This window comes from Phenylobacterium sp., assembly GCF_004299445.1.
Lineage (GTDB): Bacteria > Pseudomonadota > Alphaproteobacteria > Caulobacterales > Caulobacteraceae > Phenylobacterium.
This window is the reverse complement of sequence record NZ_SCTC01000069.1, coordinates 89,716-106,459: the sequence shown is the minus strand read 5'-3', so window position 1 is coordinate 106,459 and position 16,744 is coordinate 89,716. Positions and strand designations below refer to the sequence as shown.

The 16,744-nt window shown below is 70.9% G+C and carries 18 protein-coding genes; 9 read left to right on the top strand and 9 right to left on the bottom strand.

The window, feature by feature from the left end; genetic code table 11:
- The first annotated feature begins 92 nt into the window (after positions 1-92).
- The 4 genes from EPN98_RS19200 to EPN98_RS19185 all read left to right on the top strand — a co-directional run bounded on the left by EPN98_RS19200 (position 93) and on the right by EPN98_RS19185 (position 4,152).
- Complete coding sequence (locus EPN98_RS19200; RefSeq protein ID WP_293364534.1) at positions 93-776, top strand: Tat pathway signal sequence domain protein; 684 nt, start codon at positions 93-95, stop codon at positions 774-776.
- A complete protein-coding gene (gene argS, locus EPN98_RS19195; RefSeq protein ID WP_293364533.1) occupies positions 773-2,602 on the top strand; it encodes an arginine--tRNA ligase in 1,830 nt (609 codons plus the stop codon). The genes EPN98_RS19200 and argS overlap by 4 nt, the downstream gene beginning before the upstream one ends.
- 78 nt (positions 2,603-2,680) lie before the next feature.
- Complete coding sequence (locus tag EPN98_RS19190; RefSeq protein ID WP_293364532.1) at positions 2,681-3,361, top strand: nitroreductase; 681 nt, start codon at positions 2,681-2,683, stop codon at positions 3,359-3,361.
- A 23-nt stretch (positions 3,362-3,384) separates the two neighbouring features.
- Positions 3,385-4,152 (top strand): sulfite exporter TauE/SafE family protein, encoded by a 768-nt coding sequence (locus tag EPN98_RS19185; RefSeq protein WP_293364531.1) that lies wholly within the window; start codon positions 3,385-3,387, stop codon positions 4,150-4,152.
- Between the two features lie 154 nt (positions 4,153-4,306).
- Here the strand turns inward: EPN98_RS19185 and EPN98_RS19180 are convergent, their stop codons facing one another.
- From EPN98_RS19180 to EPN98_RS19170, 3 genes are all read right to left on the bottom strand, one after another.
- Positions 4,307-5,287 (bottom strand): alpha/beta hydrolase, encoded by a 981-nt coding sequence (locus EPN98_RS19180; protein WP_293364530.1) that lies wholly within the window; start codon positions 5,285-5,287, stop codon positions 4,307-4,309.
- A gap of 115 nt (positions 5,288-5,402) precedes the next feature.
- A complete protein-coding gene (locus tag EPN98_RS19175; RefSeq protein WP_293364529.1) occupies positions 5,403-6,155 on the bottom strand; it encodes a hypothetical protein in 753 nt (250 codons plus the stop codon).
- 64 nt (positions 6,156-6,219) lie between these two features.
- Positions 6,220-6,387 carry a DUF2256 domain-containing protein gene (locus EPN98_RS19170; RefSeq protein ID WP_366558500.1) on the bottom strand — a complete coding sequence of 56 codons (168 nt, stop codon included), beginning with the start codon at positions 6,385-6,387 and terminating at the stop codon, positions 6,220-6,222.
- Between the two features lie 252 nt (positions 6,388-6,639).
- On the opposite strand from EPN98_RS19170, the gene EPN98_RS19165 reads away from it, so the two are divergent.
- Positions 6,640-7,419 (top strand): EAL domain-containing protein, encoded by a 780-nt coding sequence (locus EPN98_RS19165; protein WP_293364528.1) that lies wholly within the window; start codon positions 6,640-6,642, stop codon positions 7,417-7,419.
- A gap of 513 nt (positions 7,420-7,932) precedes the next feature.
- On the opposite strand, the gene EPN98_RS19160 is transcribed toward EPN98_RS19165, so the two are convergent.
- On the bottom strand, positions 7,933-9,345 hold the full coding sequence (locus EPN98_RS19160; protein WP_293364527.1) for a Gfo/Idh/MocA family oxidoreductase: 1,413 nt from the start codon (positions 9,343-9,345) through the stop codon (positions 7,933-7,935).
- Between the two features lie 131 nt (positions 9,346-9,476).
- Here EPN98_RS19160 and EPN98_RS19155 point away from each other — a divergent pair, with 131 nt between their 5' ends.
- The gene (locus tag EPN98_RS19155; RefSeq protein WP_293364526.1) at positions 9,477-10,016 is read left to right on the top strand and encodes a hypothetical protein; all 540 of its coding nucleotides are present in this window, start codon (positions 9,477-9,479) and stop codon (positions 10,014-10,016) included.
- Positions 10,017-10,099: 83 nt separating this feature from the next.
- Entirely contained in the window at positions 10,100-10,546 is a 447-nt protein-coding gene (locus EPN98_RS19150) for a response regulator (RefSeq protein WP_293364525.1), read from the top strand.
- 21 nt (positions 10,547-10,567) lie between these two features.
- Here EPN98_RS19150 and EPN98_RS19145 read toward each other — a convergent pair whose 3' ends face one another.
- On the bottom strand, positions 10,568-11,515 hold the full coding sequence (locus tag EPN98_RS19145) for a TraB/GumN family protein (protein ID WP_293364524.1): 948 nt from the start codon (positions 11,513-11,515) through the stop codon (positions 10,568-10,570).
- Positions 11,516-11,624: 109 nt separating this feature from the next.
- On the opposite strand from EPN98_RS19145, the gene EPN98_RS19140 reads away from it, so the two are divergent.
- On the top strand, positions 11,625-12,713 hold the full coding sequence (locus tag EPN98_RS19140) for a surface-adhesin E family protein (RefSeq protein WP_293364523.1): 1,089 nt from the start codon (positions 11,625-11,627) through the stop codon (positions 12,711-12,713).
- A gap of 101 nt (positions 12,714-12,814) precedes the next feature.
- Here the strand turns inward: EPN98_RS19140 and EPN98_RS19135 are convergent, their stop codons facing one another.
- Positions 12,815-13,618: a hypothetical protein gene (locus EPN98_RS19135; protein WP_293364522.1), complete on the bottom strand. Its 804-nt coding sequence runs from the start codon at positions 13,616-13,618 to the stop codon at positions 12,815-12,817.
- 620 nt (positions 13,619-14,238) lie between these two features.
- Positions 14,239-14,526, bottom strand: coding sequence for a hypothetical protein (locus EPN98_RS19130; protein ID WP_293364521.1), 288 nt, complete (start codon positions 14,524-14,526; stop codon positions 14,239-14,241).
- Positions 14,527-14,875: 349 nt separating this feature from the next.
- Between EPN98_RS19130 and EPN98_RS19125 the strand changes: the two genes are divergently transcribed.
- Positions 14,876-15,280, top strand: a complete 405-nt coding sequence (locus EPN98_RS19125) for a host attachment protein (RefSeq protein ID WP_293364520.1) — start codon at positions 14,876-14,878, stop codon at positions 15,278-15,280.
- Positions 15,281-15,364: 84 nt separating this feature from the next.
- On the opposite strand, the gene EPN98_RS19120 is transcribed toward EPN98_RS19125, so the two are convergent.
- Positions 15,365-15,694 (bottom strand): hypothetical protein, encoded by a 330-nt coding sequence (locus tag EPN98_RS19120; protein ID WP_293364519.1) that lies wholly within the window; start codon positions 15,692-15,694, stop codon positions 15,365-15,367.
- Between the two features lie 125 nt (positions 15,695-15,819).
- Entirely contained in the window at positions 15,820-16,380 is a 561-nt protein-coding gene (locus tag EPN98_RS19115; protein WP_293364518.1) for a hypothetical protein, read from the bottom strand.
- Positions 16,381-16,744: the final 364 nt, after the last annotated feature.

The window sequence follows — 16,744 nt, the reverse complement described above, 5'->3', positions numbered from 1 at the left end:
CACCAACCGTCGCGTTGCCGCCGCAATCATCCCGCTGTACTGAACCGGTGACACCGCGCCCCCTGCGCGGCCCTACCTATTGGACGCCTTCCATGCGCCGCCAGATGCTCCTCGCCGCCGCCGTGATGGCGGCCCTCACCGCCGTCCCTTCGGCCAGCTACGCCCAGAGCGGTCGTCGCGACCCCGAGGCCGAGCAGCGCAAGCAGCAGGAAGAGGCCGCCAAGAAGCGCCGGCAGAAGGAAGAGTGGGGCGACGTCCAGGCGCCGCTGCCGGCCCTGCGCAACGCCGGCCCCTGCCCGTTCGTGAAGTCGCTCTACGACGCGGCCCGCTATGTCGAGTTCAAGGAAGGCCGCGAGGCCTCGGCCAACGTCGCCTGGTCGGGCGAGATCCAGGGCATCTCGGCCGGCTGCTCGTACAAGGACGCCCAGCCCATCGACGTGACGATGGAAATCCTGTTCGAGCTGGGCAAGGGCCCGCAGTCGACCGGCCGCCAGAAGACCTTCAAATACTGGGTGGCCGTCACCGACCGGAACCGCACGGTGCTGGCCAAGGAATGGTTCGAGATCCCGGTCACCTTCCCCGAGGGCGTCGACCGCGTCTACGCCACCGAGAACATCGGCTCGATCACCATCCCGCGCGCCTCGATCACCACCTCGGGCTCGAACTTCGAGGTCCTGGTCGGCTTCGACGTGACGCCGCAGATGGCCGCCTTCAACCGCGAAGGTAAGCGCTTCCGCCTCAACGTCGGCCAGGCAGGCGCCACGACCAACCCATGAGTGATCTCAAGACGGTGCTTGGCGAGGCGGTGGAAGCCGCCTTCGCCGCCGAAGGCGTGCCCGCCGAACTGGCCCGCGTGACGGCCTCCGACCGGCCCGACCTGGCCGACTTCCAGTCGAACGGCGCCCTGGCCGCGGCCAAGCGCCTGGGCAAGAACCCGCGCGAGATCGCCACCGCCGTCGCCGAGCGGCTGAAGGGCGATGCGCGCCTGTCGTCGGTCGAGATCGCCGGCCCCGGCTTTCTGAACCTGAAGGTGGCCGACGCCGCCCTCTCCGCCCGCGCCAATGCCATCGCCGCCGATCCGCGCGCCGGCGCCGAGACGGTGGCCGACCCGCGCCGCGTGATCGTCGACTACGGCGGCCCCAACGTGGCCAAGGAGATGCACGTCGGGCACCTGCGCGCCTCGATCATCGGCGAGAGCCTGAAGCGCCTCTACCGCTTCCGCGGCGATACGGTGATCGGCGACGCCCACTTCGGCGACTGGGGCTTCCAGATGGGCCTCCTGATCGCCGCGGTCAGCGATTCCCACCCCGACATCGCCGCCCTCGTCGAAGACCTGAACGCCAAGGGCCAGGTCACCGAGGCCGACCGCGAGCGGCTGGCCGTGCTGGCGACCTTGGGCCTGGACGACCTGGGCGACCTCTACCCGGCCGCCGCCGCCCGCGCGAAGACCGACGTCGATTTCCGCAACCGCGCGCGCCGCCTCACCGCCGAGCTGCAGTCGAAGAAGGCCGGCTACTATGCCCTCTGGGAACGCTTCCGCGATGTGACCCGCGAGGCGCTGGAACGCGACTTCCACGCCCTGGGCGTCGACTTCGACTGGTGGAAGGGCGAGAGCGACGTCGAGGATCTCGTCGCCCCGATGGTCGAGGAGCTCCGCGCCAAGGGCCTGCTCGAGCTGGACCAGGGCGCCCAGATCGTCCGCGTGGCCGGCCCGGGCGAAACCAAGAAGAAGAAGCTGCCCGACGGCAGCGTCGTCGTCGTGCCCAGCCCCGATCCGCTGCTGGTCGTCTCGTCCGAAGGCTCGGCGATGTACGGCACCACCGACCTCGCCACGATCCTGGACCGGAAGCGTGAGTTCGATCCGCACTACGTGATCTACTGCGTCGACCGCCGCCAGGCCGACCACTTCGAGACTGTGTTCCGCGCCGCCTACCTGGCCGGCTACGCCCAGCAGGGCCAGCTCGAGCACGTGGGCTTCGGCACCATGAACGGGCCCGACCGCACGCCCTTCAAGACCCGCGAAGGCGGCGTCCTGAAGCTGAAGGACCTGATCGAGATGACCCGCGCCAAGGCGCGCGAGCGCCTGCACGAGGCGGGCCTGGGCGAGAGCCTCTCGGCCGACGAGTTCGAGGCCATCGCCGGCAAGGTCGCCGTCGCCGCGCTCAAGTTCGCCGACCTGCAGAACTTCCGCGGCACCGACTACGTCTTCGACCTCGACCGCTTCTCCAGCTTCGAGGGCAAGACCGGCCCCTACCTGCTCTACCAGGCCGTCCGGGTGAAAAGCCTGCTGCGCCGCGCCGCCGACGAAGGCCACACGGCCGGTCCGGTCACCGTCTCCGAGCCCGCCGAGCGCGACCTGGTCCTGACGCTCGACGCCTTCGAGACGGCGCTCGGCGAGGCCTACGACAAGAAGGCCCCCAACACCCTGGCCGAGCACGCCTATCGCCTGAGCCAGGCCTTCTCGAAGTTCTACGCCGCCTGCCCGATCATGCAGTCGGAACCCGCGACGCGCGCCAGCCGCCTGACCCTGGCCACCGCCACCCTGCGCCAGCTGGAACTTGCCCTGGACCTCCTGGGGATCGAGACGCCCGAGCGGATGTAGACGCTGCGGCACGGTCGACCGCGCCCGGCAATGCGGCTAGAGCGCGTGCGACACAGCAAGAACACCACCGGGGGATCCATGGAATTCGACGACGTCATCCGCGGCCGGCGCAGCATCCGCGGCTACAAGCCCGATCCCGTGCCCCGCGAACTGATCGAAGAGATCATCGGCCTCGCCATGCGCGCGCCGTCTTCGATGAACGTCCAGCCCTGGAACTTCTACGTCATCACCGGCGAACCGCTGGACCGCATCCGCGCCGGCAACACCGAGCGCAACCTCGCCGGCGTGCCCCAGTCGCGCGAGTTCCGCATCGGCACGAAGGGCTTCGAGGGCAAGCACCGCGAACGCCAGATCGGCGTCGCCAAGCAACTGTTCGGCGCCATGGGCATCGCCCGCGACGACAAGGACGCGCGCCAGGACTGGGTGCTGCGCGGCTTCCGCCAGTTCGACGCCCCGGTCTGCATCATTGTCACCTTCGACAAGGAGCTCGAGGGCATGGACGACGCGCCCTTCGACTGCGGCGCCGTGGCCACCGCCCTGGTCAACGCCGCCTGGTCGCGCGGCCTGGGCGCGGTGATCAACAGCCAGGGCATCATGCAGTCGCCCGTGGTGCGCGAGCACGCCGGCGTCGCCGACGACCAGGTGATCATGAAGAGCATCGCGCTGGGCTGGCCCGACGAGACCTTCCCGGCCAACGCCGTGGTCTCCGAACGCAAGTCGGTCCAGGAAGCCACCGTCTTCGTGGGCTTCGACGACTAGGGCGCCCCGCCGTCGCCCTCGCCATGATCCTCGACCCGGTCTTCTACGCGCTCGCGGTCCCCGCCGTGGTCCTGATGGGCCTGGCGAAGGGCGGGTTTTCCGGCGTCGGCGCCGTGGCGATGCCGCTGCTGGCGCTCGCGATCTCGCCGGTGCAGGCCGCCGCCATCCTGCTGCCGATCCTGATCGTGCAGGACGTCGTCGGCGTCTGGGCGTTCCGCAAGACGTGGGACCGCCGCACGCTCCTGGTCATGCTGCCGGGCGCGGCGCTGGGCATCCTCGCCGGCTACCTGCTGGCCGCCCAGGTGTCGTCGGTGACGATCCTCGCGGTGCTGGGCGCGATCTCGATCCTGTTCGCGGCCTACCGGCTCTGGCTCTCACGGGCGTCCGCGACGCCGACTCCGCGCAACCTGCCGCCCGCCGCCGACACGGCGCTGGGCTTCGGCCTCGGCGCCGCCTCGGGCTTCACCAGCCAGATCGCCCACGCGGGCCAGCCCCCGTTCCAGATGTGGGTGCTGCCCAAGTCCCTGCCGCCCGCCAGCCTGGTCGGCACCACGGCGATCTATTTCGCGACGATCAACTGGATCAAGGTCCCGGCCTACTGGGCGCTGGGCCAGTTCACGGCGCAGAACCTGACGACCGCCGCCGCCCTCCTGCCGGTGGCCATCGCCTCGACCTTCGCCGGCGTCTGGCTGGTGCGCCGGATCGATCCCGGCCGCTTCTACACCCTGATCTACGTGCTGATGATCCTGGTCGGCGGCCAGCTCATCTGGGAAGCCTGGTCCAAGGCCTGAACCCTCCTTCCATCACCTCCACCTGAACGTCATGGCCGGGCTTGTCCCGGCCACCCAGATACGCAGACGCCTCAAGGCTGCCCCCGGCAGCGCCGCTGCGAACCTTCAGACCGGCGGTGCTTCTGGGTGGCCGGCACAAGGCCGGCCATGACGTTCAAAGTGTAGGGGGAACAGCCTTCGCCGCCGACGACAGCACGTGCTCCACGCCCGCCACCGCCCGATCGCCGTACTTCAGGCCCAGCATGGTGCGGTGGTCGGCGCCCGGGATGGCCTCGATCATCCCGTACCGAGAGCCCTTCGCCGGCGCCTGCCGCACCACGGTCCACGGGCTGGGCCGGTCTGGCCCCGCGGTGATCACCGCCACCGGCCACTCGGGCTTCAGCGGCCCGGCCGCCGCGGCCTGCTGGGCCGCAGCACTCCACGACTGCACCTCCACATAGGCCGCCCGGCTCTGGCGGCCCGAGATCACGCCCCGCCGCTTCTCGGCCTTGCCCTGCGGCGGCAGACCAATGCGGTCGCCCCACCAGTAGAAGGGCTTGGTCAGGCCGATGGTCCCGGCGATCGCGCCCAGATGCGAGATGTCGCGCATGCGCTTGGCGAACTGGCCGGCCTGCCGCTGCTGGATCATCTCGGGCGTCACCGCGTCCAGCAGCACCAGCCCCACCACCTGGTCCGGGTTCTGGGCCGCGAACTGGCGCAGGTAGAGCCCCGCCATCGAGTGGCCCACCAGCACATAGGGCCCGGGCTCGCCCGACGCCGCCATCAGCGCCTTCAGGTCGCCCACGATCGCATCGCCGTCCCGCGGTTTCGGCCCCTTGTCGGAATAGCCCATGCCCGCCCGGTCATAGGCGCAGCTGCGATGCCCCTTGGCCGTCAGCTTCTGCTGGATCGCGGCAAAGTCCGCCGCCCCGCTGAACGCTCCCGACTCCAGCCAGATCACCGGCCGCCCCCCTTCCGACTGGGCCGCCTCGGGCCCCTCGCAGACCAGCCGCAGCTTCCGCCCGCCGATGTCCACGAACTCGCCCCGCGGCTTGTACGTCCGGCTGATGACCTCGGCGGCCACCGCCACCGTGCCATAGGCCACAATCACCACCACCACGGCGGCCAGGACGGAGAACAGGAACACGCGAAGCATGACCCCTGCCTAGCCGGTTTGCGCCGGGCCGTGGAGTCCGGGGTGCGCGGGGAGGGTCAGAACATCTGCGATGGCCCGATTGCGAGCCGTGAAGGGGCCTCGGGATCCGATGATCTCAGCTCAGGCCCGGACCCAGCCAGACCACCGAGGCCACCACGATCAGAACGGCGGCTGACAGCCATCCCGCGCTGAAGCGAATGGCGTCCGCCGCCGGCCCCGTCGCCCGAGACCGTATGAACAGGAGGCCCAGAGGCAGGAGCAAGGCTTGCGGGCCTGCCTGACGAAGGACGGCTTGCAGGCCGCCGGGATCGCGAAGACCCGTGGCCAGCGCCGCGACGCCGCCCGCCGCGTAGGCCACGAGCATCAGGCGCTTCAAGCGGGCCGGGTCTGGCGCCGCGAAGCCGCGCAGCGACATCGCCAGCGCGTGAACCGTCCCAACATAGGCCGCGGCGCCGATGGCGATGAGCACCCAGCGCCATGTCTCCCGCGGCGTCAGCGCCAGGATCAACTGGTCCCAATCGTCCTGGCGCGCGGCCGCGCTGAAGACCAGTTGGCCCTCGAGCCACAGGAGATTGAAGGCCGCGCAAAGCAGTAGGAACAGCCTCAGGCGCGGGCGGCGCGTCGGGATGGCCCAAAGCCAAGCGCCCACGCCGATAGCCAGGTTCGCCGCAGGGCCCGCCAGATCGACCGGCGCCCCGGTGACCGAACAGGCGACATGGATCGAGGTGACCGACTGAAGCTGGCCGCCCAGCGCCAGGCAGGCCGCCGCGTGCCCAAACAGGTGATGCGCCACGTCGGCGAGGACGTAGGCGATCAGTCCGATCGCGGCCGCCGTGATCAGGGAGTCTCGTCTGGTCTCGTCCGTCACGGCCCCCCCGCGCGCGCCAGCAAGCGTCCATCTTGCCACGCCCTGCAGAACTTCACCTTCTCCGTCATCCCGGGCGCGGCGTTGGAGGCGGCGCCCCGACGGTGCGACAGCGATCCGAACAGTACTTCACGTTCACCCAGTCCCGCGCCCATTTCTTGCGCCAGGTGAACGGCCGACCGCAGACGACGCAGAGCTTGGTCGGGAGGTCTGACTTTGATCGCATCTTGGCCATCAGGCATCCCCAGGTGATCGGCGACGGTAGAAAAGGGCCCATGATACCTATGCCTCAGCCGCGCAGCGGAAGCGGTTCAGGCGCTATGCAAGGGGGATAGGTACGCGCCCCTCACTTCAAACACAGCGCCCCCCGCGCGCCAGTGTCGCAGGGCCCCGCGGCCAAGCCGGGGCCGCTCAGCAGCATCGCTAATGGGTCTTTCATGGCTGCAGACTAACGTCGCGGACCACCAGTTGAACCTCGAGGCTTAAGATGACCGACGCTCGTTCTGCCTGCGAAGGGTGTCGGGACGGCAGAGACCTGGACTTCACGTTCTCGATGGCGTTCCAGCCGATCATGGACCTCACCACGTCGCAGCCCTTCGCCTATGAAGCGCTGGTGCGCGGACCCCAGGGCCAGTCGGCCGCCAGCGTGCTCGGGCAGGTGACATCGGCCAACCGGTATGCGTTCGATCAGCAATGCCGGGTCAAAGCCATCCGGACCGCCGCCGCCGCGGGTCTGCTGCAGACCCCGGCGAAGCTGTCGATCAACTTCCTGCCCAACGCGGTCTATGAACCGAGGGCCTGTATCCAGCTGACCCTGAAGACCGCGGCGGCGATCGACTTCCCGACGGATCGGCTGATCTTCGAATTCACCGAGAACGAGGAAATGGCCAATCCGGCTCATGTCGCGAAGATCGTCGACAGCTATCGGCGAATGGGGTTCGGCACCGCGCTGGACGATTTCGGAGCTGGCCACGCCGGGCTCGGTCTGTTGGCGCAGTTTCAGCCCGACATCATCAAGCTGGACATGGAACTCGTGCGGAACCTGGACCGCAGTCTGCCGCGCCAGATCATTATCGACGCCGTGGTCAAGATGTGCGCCGCGCTGGGCGTCACAGTGATCGCCGAAGGGATCGAGACCGAAGGCGAACTGGAAGCTCTGCGCGCCCTCGGCGTGCGCTACATCCAGGGCTACCTGTTTGCCAGGCCTGAGTTCGAACGCCTGCCTGTCGTTGACATCCCGGTCGCGGCCCTGGCCCGCGAGGCCTGACCCTCACGGCTCCCTCCGTCATCCCGGGCGCAGCGCTCGTAAGAGTGCGGAGACCCGGGACCCGGGCCGCCACGATCGCCAAGCTGCGCAACGATCTGTGACGCGAGCGCTGCTCTGGCCTGGCCTGGCGCCAAGGTTGGAGACATCGCGGTCTACGTCCTGGCGCGCCACTGCCTTGCCGCCGCAAACTCCAGCGGCGGGCGCCACAAGCGGACCGGGCGAACGTCAGCTAGGGGTGGTTGGCGGCCCTCACCTCCCCCGCGAAGCGGCGGGAGGGGGACCACGGGCCGAGGTCGGCGCAGCCGGCCGTAGAGCGCGTGGTGGAGGGGGCGGGCCACACCCGCTGAGCCGAACACAGCCAATCGTTCCGCTGAGCCTGAGGCCCGCCCCCTCCACCAATCGCTCTACGCTGCGCTCGGCGACCGGTCCCCCTCCCGCCGCTTCGCGGGGGAGGTGAGGGTCCGCTAAGGGTCGAACGCGGTCACCATCTCTCCTGCCGGGCGAGCCCTCCCCTTACAGCTCCCACCCCTTCCGATACGTCCGCCCCAGGTACTGGTTGGCGTCCGCGTTGTTGGTCACCCGCCCCGTCGCGCCGTCGTATTCGATGGGCGTGCCGGCCTTCAGGGCCACGATGCCCAGGATCATCGTCTCGTTCAGCGGCACGGCGTAGTCGAAGGGGCACGAGATGGCCTCCTCGCCGCGAATCGCGCGCACCCAGTTCTGCTCGTGGCCGCGCAGGCCGCCTTTGATGCGCGGCAGCGACTGGCCGATCTTCCTGGCCCTCTCCTCCAGGCCCTCGCCGATCAGCACCGGCTTCTCGCCGTAGGTCTCGTGCAGCAGCATGCCCTTGGTCCCGATGAACAGCACGCCGCCGTCGCCGCTGATCGGCACGTTGGCGGGGAAGCCCTTCGGGGTCGGGGGCAACAGGCCGCCGTCGTACCAGGTCATCCGGAGCGGGCCGCCTTTCGCCTTGCCGAACTCGTAGTGGGTGATGCAGGCCAGCGGGAAGCTGGTGAGTTCGGCCGGCCGCTTCACGTCCCACAGGCTGGCGTTGCCCGCCCACTTGGAATTGCGCGTCTCCACCCGCGTCGGCAGGCCCGGCTCCAGCGCCCAGAACGGGAAGTCGATCAGGTGCGCGCCCATGTCGCCCAGCGCCCCGCAGCCGAACGGGATCCAGCCGCGCCAGTTGAAGTGGGCGTAGTCCGGGTGATAGCCCCAGTCCACATTGGCCGGCCCCAGCCAGCTGCCCCAATCCATCCCGTCCGGCGTCGACACGGCCGCCGGCCGCGGCACGCCCTGCGGCCACACCGGCCGGTTGGTCCAGACGTGGACCTCCGAGACCTTGCCGATCACCCCGCCGCGGATCAGCTCCACCACGCGCCGGCCGTCGTCGCCCGAGTGCCCCTGGTTTCCCATCTGGGTGACCAGCCCCGGGTTCGCCTTGGCCAGGGCGAGCAGCTTGCGCCCCTCCTCGACCGTGTAGGTCAGGGGCTTCTGCACATAGACGTGCAGGCCGCGCTCCATCGCCATCCGCGCCGCCACCGCGTGGTGGTGGTCGGGCGTGGCGATCACCACCGCGTCGATGTCCTTCTGGGCGTCGAACATCCGGCGGTAGTCGGAATACCGGGTCGCCTTGTCGTAGGCGGCCTGCAGCGGAACCCTCAAGGGGTTGGGCCGGAAATGCTTGTCCAGCATCTGCCGGTTCACCCGGTCGAAGTCGACGTCACAGGCCGCCACGATGTTCTCGCCCGTGAGCTGCGCCATGTTGGACGCGCCCTGTCCGCCCGCGCCGATCACCGCGATGTTCACGCGGTCGTTGGCCGACAGCTTCCGCTTCTGCGCCCAGGCTACGCCCGGAATGGCGGGCCCCGCCGCCAGCGCCGCACCGCCCGCCGCGATCATCCCGCGCCGTGTGAACCCGCCCATCCGTGCCTCCCGGGTCGTCTTCTTGCCCGGCATCTGGCCCCCGGCGCGCGACAGGCGCAACCGCCCTCGTCCGAATCCCCGCATCCGCCGTACATGTCGGTTCACGACCCCTGCCCGGAGCCGACCCCACGATGCGCGCCCTGCACCTCGCCCCCATTCTCGCTTTGACCATCGCCGCCCTTGCCGCTGCCCCCACCGCCGCGCTGGCGCAGAGCGCCGCCCAGCAGATGCTGGATTCGGCCCGCGCGATGCGCGCCAACGCCGAGAAGCTGAAGTCCAGCCTCCCGCCCGACGCCTACGCCAGCATGGTGAAGTCGGCCGACGACCTGGAGAAACAGGTCCGCGACGGCGTCTACGGCAAGCTCGACGCGCCCGCCCCCGTCTCGACAGACCCCGACAAGAACGTCGCCGAGCGGCTGATGCGCGAGCACGGCCGCCTCGACTGGCTCACCCCAAAGGCCGCCTGCGCCGGCTACACGCTCGAGAACTACACGACCTTCCGCTACAGCCCCGCGATCAACGACCGCGACAGCCACTGCCGCAACGCCTACGGCCACTACGCCACCTACCTGCGGGTCACGAAGGCCGGCGAGGACAAGCAGTTCGCCGAGCAGGCGCTGTTCTACTACGACGCCGCCGCCAGGCGGGCGGTCGCCCTGGTGGGTCGCTAGGTCGGGGGCGCCCGCCGGCGGGGCGCTCAAATCAGGTAGGCGCCGCCGCGACCATCGCCCGCGAATCAGCGATCTGCAGGGGCATGTCCGGCAAGACCATCCTCATCGTCGAGGACGACCCCAGCATGCGCGAGCTGGTCGCCGATCAGCTGAAGGCCGCCGGCCACGGCGTGATCACCGCCCGCGATGGGCCCGAAGCCATCGTCCGCCTCTCCAACTTCCTGATCCACGCCCTCGTCCTCGACCTCAGTCTCCCGGGGATGGACGGCTTCGAGGTGCTGAAGCAGATCCAGGGGATACCCGCGGTCGCCGGCATTCCGATCCTGGTGCTCTCCGCCCGCCACGCAGAGCGCGACGTGCGCCGCGCCGTCGTCCTGGGCGCCTGGGACTATCTCACCAAGCCCTACACTGAGCAGCAGCTCTCCCGACGCATCACGCGCCTGCTGCGCGGACGCTTCCGCGCGCCGCTCGAGACCGGGCCACCGCCCGGGTCGCCGCCCGAGTCCTCCCCGGACGCCATGCTGATCTAGCGCCGCGGCGGTCGTCGGCGCTCACCGGCCGCCGCCCTCGACCTCGAGCCCTCGCGCCTCCAGCTGCTGGATCACTCCGCCCTCGGCCAGCAGCGGGCGCAGGCTGACGATGGCCACGGAGTGGCCGGGCTTCTGCAGCGCCGTCGCGATGGCGGTCGCATTGTCCTTCACCACGCGGCGCCACAGGTCGGCGCCGCCGCCCAGCAGCAGCAGGCACTTCTCGAAGCTGCGCGGCTCGGTCAGCGCGACGGCCACGTCGCCCCGCGCCCAGGCCTGAGCCGCCGCCCGCGACCGGCTTGCCGGCGCCTCGGCGTCGCGCAGCGCCAGGTCCAGGCACTGCTCGTGCACCTGCGGCGTCAGCGTCGCCATCGCCTGCTGCAGCACCGGCACCGCCTTGTAGCTGGCCGGCTGCACCACCTTGGCCTTCTCGCGCTTGGCGGTCTTGATCACCGTGTCCACGACCGTCGCGCCCTTCTGGCCCTCCTGCGCGTCGCCCAGCAGCTGCAGCCCGGCCAGGAACGGCTTCCAGTTGGCGTACTTGCTGGCCGGCTGGCCGATCCGCGTGCGCTGGGCCACGAACCGCGCCCGCAGCGGCTCGGGCAGGCTCGCTTCCAGCGGCGTCTTCGAGCGCATCTGCTTGCGCAGCCGCAGCAGCGCCGGGATGTCCCCGAACCCGCCGCGCAGGCCCACCCGCGTGCCCAGGATCAGGCTGTTGGCGCCCTTCAGCCGCCGGTCCACGAACCGCCGGTCCCAGGTCACGCCCGGCGGCAACCGGTCCTCGCCCACGCCCAGGATGTAGACCGTGGAGTCCTCGTCCGAGACCTTCCACCAGGCCGGCCCCGGCTCCCTGGCCTGCACCACCAGCTCGGCCACGATGTTGGCTTCCGGGTCCTCCAGCCGCTGCGCGCTGGCCGGGCCCGCCGCCCACACGAGCGCCGCCGCCGCGACGATCCCCCACAAGTTCCGCATGGCATATCTCCCCTGGCCGCCCCGTGATCGGCGAGCCGTGCGGCGAAAGCTGGGCCGTCGCGCGCCAGGGTTAGGGCCGGATTAAGCACGACGCCGCTACCCTGGCGCCATGGTCAAGCCAGCCCCCCGCACCGGAGCCGTGGCCCTCGCGTTCGCCCTGGCCGCCACCCCCGCCCTGGCCACCGCGCCCGCCGACCTCCCCGCCTGGCTCGCCGCCAACACCGACATCCCCGCCGCCCAGGTGGTCATCCCCGGCCCCGAGCACGTCTACAGCCTCGAGCCCCTGGGCGCCCGCACCCCCGCCGGCGAGGTGATCGCCCTGGTCCGCGCCGAGCCGCTGGCCGCCGACTGGGGCGCGAGCCGCGGCTTCCAGTCGTGGGACGCCCACATCCTGTTCGACTGCGCCGCCGGCCGCCTGCGCCAGATCCGCGCCGCCACCTACCCGCGCGGCAACCGCAAGGGCTCGCCCCGGTCCGAGCCGGCCGCCGCCGACTGGACCACGCCCGCCGCCGACCAGCCCGCCGCCCGCCTGCTGGCCGCCGCCTGCGATCCCGCCTTCGTCTGGGCCCTGCGCCAGCCGCGCACGCCGCCCCCCGTCGCCCTGGCCGCCGCGCCCCCGCCACAGGCGCCTCCGCCGGCCGCCCCGCCGGCCGCCAAGGGCTATGCCCTCCAGCTGGCCCGCGGCTCGTCGCAGGAGGGCGCGCTGCGGGCGCTCAGGGCCGCGCGCAAGACCCTGGGTCCCCTGGCCCGGGACCTGGCCGACACCACCGAAATCACCGCCATGCCCGCCGGCCCGCGCTACACGACGCGCCTCGCCGGCTTCCCCGACCTCGCCGCCGCCCAGAGCGCCTGCAACACCCTGCGCAAGGCCGGCCAGGACTGCTTCCCGTGGCAACCGGGGGCCGAGCCGCCCGCGCCGCCCCTCGCCGCCGCCCCGTCAGGCTTCGTCGTCCAGCTGGCCCAGGGCCCCTCGGAAGACGGCGCCCAGCGCGCGCTCAAGGCCGCCCGCAAGGCGCTGGAGCCCGCCGGCCGCCGCCTCACCGCCGTCACCCAGACCACCCAGGTCGGCGACCAGCCCGTCTACATCGCCCTCCTCGGCGGCTTCCAGACCGCCGGCGAGGCCGCCCGCGCCTGCGCCGCCCTCACCCGCGCCGGCCAGTCCTGCTTCGCCCGCCCCGCCGACGACAACGCAGACTGAGCCTTTCCCTCCCCTTTATGGGGAGGGACAGACCGCGCAGCGGTCAGGGTGGGGAAGTCACGACCAGGCCCAGCGCCCACAGAACGAGCCCCTAAGCCCCCTCAGCGCCCCGACCCCGGCCACTCGTCCCACCCCGGCCGCCCCCCGGGCAGCGCCGCGCTGTTCGGCGCCTGGCGCCAGCCCGGCGTGTCCTCGCGCTCCACCTCGCCCGTGTCGGGGTTCGGGCAATAGGCCACCACCACCTTCCGGCCCGTCGCCGGATCCACCTCCACCTCGAACTTCCGCAGCAGCAGCCGCTTGGCCGGCTTGCCCTGCGCCGCCGCCGGCGGCTCCACCAGCCGCGTGCGGTACTCCCACGGCGCCAGCGTCCCCACCCGCCAGCGCAGGTGGGTCAGCCGCACCTGGGTCAGGAACGCCGTCTCCGGCGTCGCCTCCGCCGCCAGGTCATCGCCGCCGTCGGCCAGCACCTCGGCCCGGATCCGCATCCCCACCCGCATCTCGGCGTCGAAGTCGGGGAAGTCCCGCCGCCACCGGAAGATGGTCGACAGGCTGGGCATCGTCGGGTCGCGCCCGATCGACGTCAGGCTCTCGCCCTCGCACAGCCGCTCGAAGATCTCGTCCGCCACGGGCTCGCACAGCCCGCACGGCTGGCCCTTCGTCCCCGCCGGCCGCCCCCCGTCCCGCCGCGCCTTCAGCAGCGCCTCGCGGAACCCCGGCCGCGCCCTCGCCCACTTCGCCACCGCCTCGGGCGTCGGCATGTCGGCCTCCTGCGCGATCCGGTACAACAGCTCGCCCGCGGCCAGCCGCGCCAGCAGCCGCGCCTCCAGCGCCTTCGAATACCGCACAGGCGTCCGCGACCGCCGCCGCCCACGCGCGACGCCGCCCTCGATGCCATCATCAGCCATCGGTCTCTCTCGCAATGTCAGGAGTGGGGAGGGGAAAAGGCGGACCCCGCGCGGGCCAGAAACCCCTGGCGCACGGATCAACCCTGACAGAACCCTACCGAATTCGCGCGCAAAATGCAAGAACGAAAGACGAACACAACGGTGACGCGTCTTACCTCCCCCGCAAGGCGGCGGGAGGGGGACCACCCGCCGAAGAGCGGGTGGTGGAGGGGGCGAGCCCCACCCACAGCGCCAAAATCAGCTAGATCATCCCGCAGAGCCTGAAGCCCGCCCCCTCCACCAACCGCTCTACGCCCGGCCCAAGGCCGGGCTCGGCGGCCGGTCCCCCTCCCGCCGCTTCGCGGGGGAGGTGAGGCAAGCCCTTCACCCCAACCAACGCGCCGGCAGCCGATACTCCGGCCGGCTCGGCCGCACGATGTCGAAGAGCACCAGCGACAGGAGCCGCGCGGCCCGGGCGACGTTCGTGATTGCGGTCATGTGTCGAGCCTCCAGCCGCAAAACGCCACCCGACGGCAGAGGTTGCACCCCCTTCCCTCCCCCTTGTGGGGAGGGACAGGCGGCGTGAGCCGCCAGGGTGGGGAAGTCACGCCCGGAGCGCCGCGCCGGCAGGACGAGCCCCCTCACGCGCCCCCGCCCCGCCGATACCCCAGCACCGAAAGCCCCACCCCCAGCGCCACCAGCGCGACAAACACCACGTCCGTGACCGGCCCCGCGCTCGCCTGCGGCGCGCTAGGCGCGATCATCCGCACCAGCCCCACCGCCAGGATCCCCCACCCGCTCAGCGTCACCAGCAACGGCCAGCCCCAGCGCCACCGGTTGTGCGCCTGCACGATGGCCACGCCCGCCACGAACAGCAGCGTCCCGTTCAGATAGACCACGGGCGCCGTCTGCGCGGCGAAGATCGGCATGTTGAACGCCTCCGTCGCCGCCAGCACCACCGCCGACGGCCCAACGATCCGTGCGATGGTGCGAGATGTGGGGGTCAGCGGCGTGCTCGCGTCCAGGGTTCGAGACGCGAGCGTCCGACAGGCTCGCCGCGCCGGCCTTGACCCGGATCAATCCACATCCGCCGCGCCTCACCTCCGGTGGGGGAGCGGCCGGTGCGCTACGAACCCAGGAGATAGGTATCGTGCGCCCGCGCCTCCTTCAGTCGCGGCTTGGGTGAGCCGACCCCTTGAGCCAGATCAAGCCGCCCGGCGCGTCCTTGCGCCACAACCCTCCGGAGACGCGCCGCGAGGTGGCGCGCAAGGAGTGGGAATGATCCTGTCGCATGGTGACGTCATCGCGGTGGTCGATGGCGCGAAGTTCGAGCTCTACCGCAACCAGGGTAGCGGGACCGAGCCCGCGCTGGCGGCGCTGCCGACGCCCCACCTGCGCGAGGACGACAAGTCCGCCGGCGCGCGGCACTACACCAGTTCGGGCAATCCGACGGGCCACCTGCTGGACGAGGACGCCCACGCCGCCGCCGTGACCGGCTGGCTCAATCATGAGGTGCTGGGGGGCCGGATCGCGCGGCTGGTGGTGATCGCCGCCCCGCGGACGTTGGGCGAGATGCGGCTCCACTATAACAAGGCGCTGAGCTCGGCGCTGATCGGCGAGCTGCCGCTCGACCTCGCCGGACGTGGCGACCAGGCGGTGCTGCGGGCCCTGAAGGGGATCTGAGACCGGTCGGCGCTGGCGGGGGAATGGTGCTCCTGTCACCCTATCTCTGGCCTCATCCACGGCGGGCGGCCGCCCCCTTCGTCCCTACGCGGACGCGTCACCCGCCGTGACTCGAATGGGCCGCCAGCGCGTATAGAGCCACAGGCCCAGCACGATGATGCCGCTGAGGACCATGGCCTGCCCCGCCAGGATGACCGGCAGCAGAAAGAGCGGCGCCAGGCCGGCGACCGTGGCGAAGCCGCCCTCCACAACCTGGCCGTTCACGACGATCGGCGCGCCGGCCAACGTGGCGACAAGGCCCATGACAACAAACGCTGGAATGAAGATCACCCCAGCGCCCAGGAGGTAGCCCGTGGCGATCAGCTTGAACGCCCCGCCCGCCTTCAGCTGGCCGCTGTCTGTCCGAAGTTCCACGACGCCCTACCCTCCACCAGCGCTTCGGCGACGGAGCCCGCCCGCCACCCATCAGGCGCCACGCGCCGGCATCCCCCAGGGACGCCACCCGCCCTTAAATCCATGGTCGAATGCGAGCCTTGGGGTCAGTCCCCGCGTCGCGCGTAGCCCGCGACGCGCTCAGCCTTCACAGCGTAGCCCCCGCCCGTCCAGACGAGGTCGTTTGCCAGGGGCAAGGCCCCGTTCGGCATGACCGGCACATCCCGCGCATCCGGCCATCGACGTTTGATGTCGGCCAGGAGGCCCACCCGGACTCTGGACGCGAGTTCAGGATGCTTGCCTCTCCGGAACGTCAGCCAGGGTCGGCCCTGATGGCCGCCGTCATCCACCATCACTTCCATGTCGTCGTCTTCGACGCCGCGCCAGAGGCCGACATAGATGGTCTTCGTGAGCACATCCCTCGCCGCCGGAGGGTGGTCGCTGGTGTCTAACCTGCGCCACCGCTCGCTCACGTCATCCACGTGGAGACCGCCCGCCCGCGCGTGACGATGCAGCATGGCGAGGAGGTCGGCGCGATCGGCCGGTGTGCGAAGCGAGACCTCGATCGCCGCAATCTGTTGGCTGCTGGCCGGCTGCTCGACCGAACAAGCCGAGGCGGCCACCGCGATGGCCGAAATGAGCCCCCTGCCGATGAACCGCCGATGCATTCCGACCCCACAGGCGCCGGCATCCCCCAGGGATGCCACCCGCCCTTAAATCCATGGTCGAATGCGAGCCTTGGGGCTGAGCCGTGTCAAGGAGCGCGCGCCGCGCGCCCGCCCCGCGGCGGCCCTGCGGGCCGTCCTTGAGACGGCTCAGCCCCAAGGCAAACTGGCCGCGATGGACTTAAGGCTCGAAGAGGCCGCTGGGATCGGGGATGGGTGCTCCTGTCACCGTCTTCCTCATAGCGTCGTTCTGAGGTTGCGGCCTTGCCAGCTACGCGCTCAAGAGGCAAATCTAGCCTTCTACCATGCCGCTTTCCGGGGGCTCCGTGACATTTAGCTTCATGTGCCGCACTCAAGACGGCAGCGC

Excerpts from the sequence above, each read along its gene's own strand:
- EPN98_RS19200 (WP_293364534.1), top strand. The coding sequence starts at position 93 with ATGCGCCGCCAGATGCTCCTCGCCGCCGCCGTGATGGCGGCCCTCACC.
- argS (WP_293364533.1), top strand. The coding sequence starts at position 773 with ATGAGTGATCTCAAGACGGTGCTTGGCGAGGCGGTGGAAGCCGCCTTC.
- EPN98_RS19190 (WP_293364532.1), top strand. The coding sequence starts at position 2,681 with ATGGAATTCGACGACGTCATCCGCGGCCGGCGCAGCATCCGCGGCTAC.
- EPN98_RS19185 (WP_293364531.1), top strand. The coding sequence starts at position 3,385 with ATGATCCTCGACCCGGTCTTCTACGCGCTCGCGGTCCCCGCCGTGGTC.
- EPN98_RS19180 (WP_293364530.1), bottom strand. The coding sequence starts at position 5,287 with ATGCTTCGCGTGTTCCTGTTCTCCGTCCTGGCCGCCGTGGTGGTGGTG.
- EPN98_RS19170 (WP_366558500.1), bottom strand. The coding sequence starts at position 6,387 with ATGGCCAAGATGCGATCAAAGTCAGACCTCCCGACCAAGCTCTGCGTC.
- EPN98_RS19165 (WP_293364528.1), top strand. The coding sequence starts at position 6,640 with ATGACCGACGCTCGTTCTGCCTGCGAAGGGTGTCGGGACGGCAGAGAC.
- EPN98_RS19160 (WP_293364527.1), bottom strand. The coding sequence starts at position 9,345 with ATGGGCGGGTTCACACGGCGCGGGATGATCGCGGCGGGCGGTGCGGCG.
- EPN98_RS19155 (WP_293364526.1), top strand. The coding sequence starts at position 9,477 with ATGCGCGCCCTGCACCTCGCCCCCATTCTCGCTTTGACCATCGCCGCC.
- EPN98_RS19150 (WP_293364525.1), top strand. The coding sequence starts at position 10,100 with ATGTCCGGCAAGACCATCCTCATCGTCGAGGACGACCCCAGCATGCGC.
- EPN98_RS19145 (WP_293364524.1), bottom strand. The coding sequence starts at position 11,515 with ATGCGGAACTTGTGGGGGATCGTCGCGGCGGCGGCGCTCGTGTGGGCG.
- EPN98_RS19140 (WP_293364523.1), top strand. The coding sequence starts at position 11,625 with ATGGTCAAGCCAGCCCCCCGCACCGGAGCCGTGGCCCTCGCGTTCGCC.
- EPN98_RS19135 (WP_293364522.1), bottom strand. The coding sequence starts at position 13,618 with ATGGCTGATGATGGCATCGAGGGCGGCGTCGCGCGTGGGCGGCGGCGG.
- EPN98_RS19130 (WP_293364521.1), bottom strand. The coding sequence starts at position 14,526 with ATGCCGATCTTCGCCGCGCAGACGGCGCCCGTGGTCTATCTGAACGGG.
- EPN98_RS19125 (WP_293364520.1), top strand. The coding sequence starts at position 14,876 with ATGATCCTGTCGCATGGTGACGTCATCGCGGTGGTCGATGGCGCGAAG.
- EPN98_RS19115 (WP_293364518.1), bottom strand. The coding sequence starts at position 16,380 with ATGCATCGGCGGTTCATCGGCAGGGGGCTCATTTCGGCCATCGCGGTG.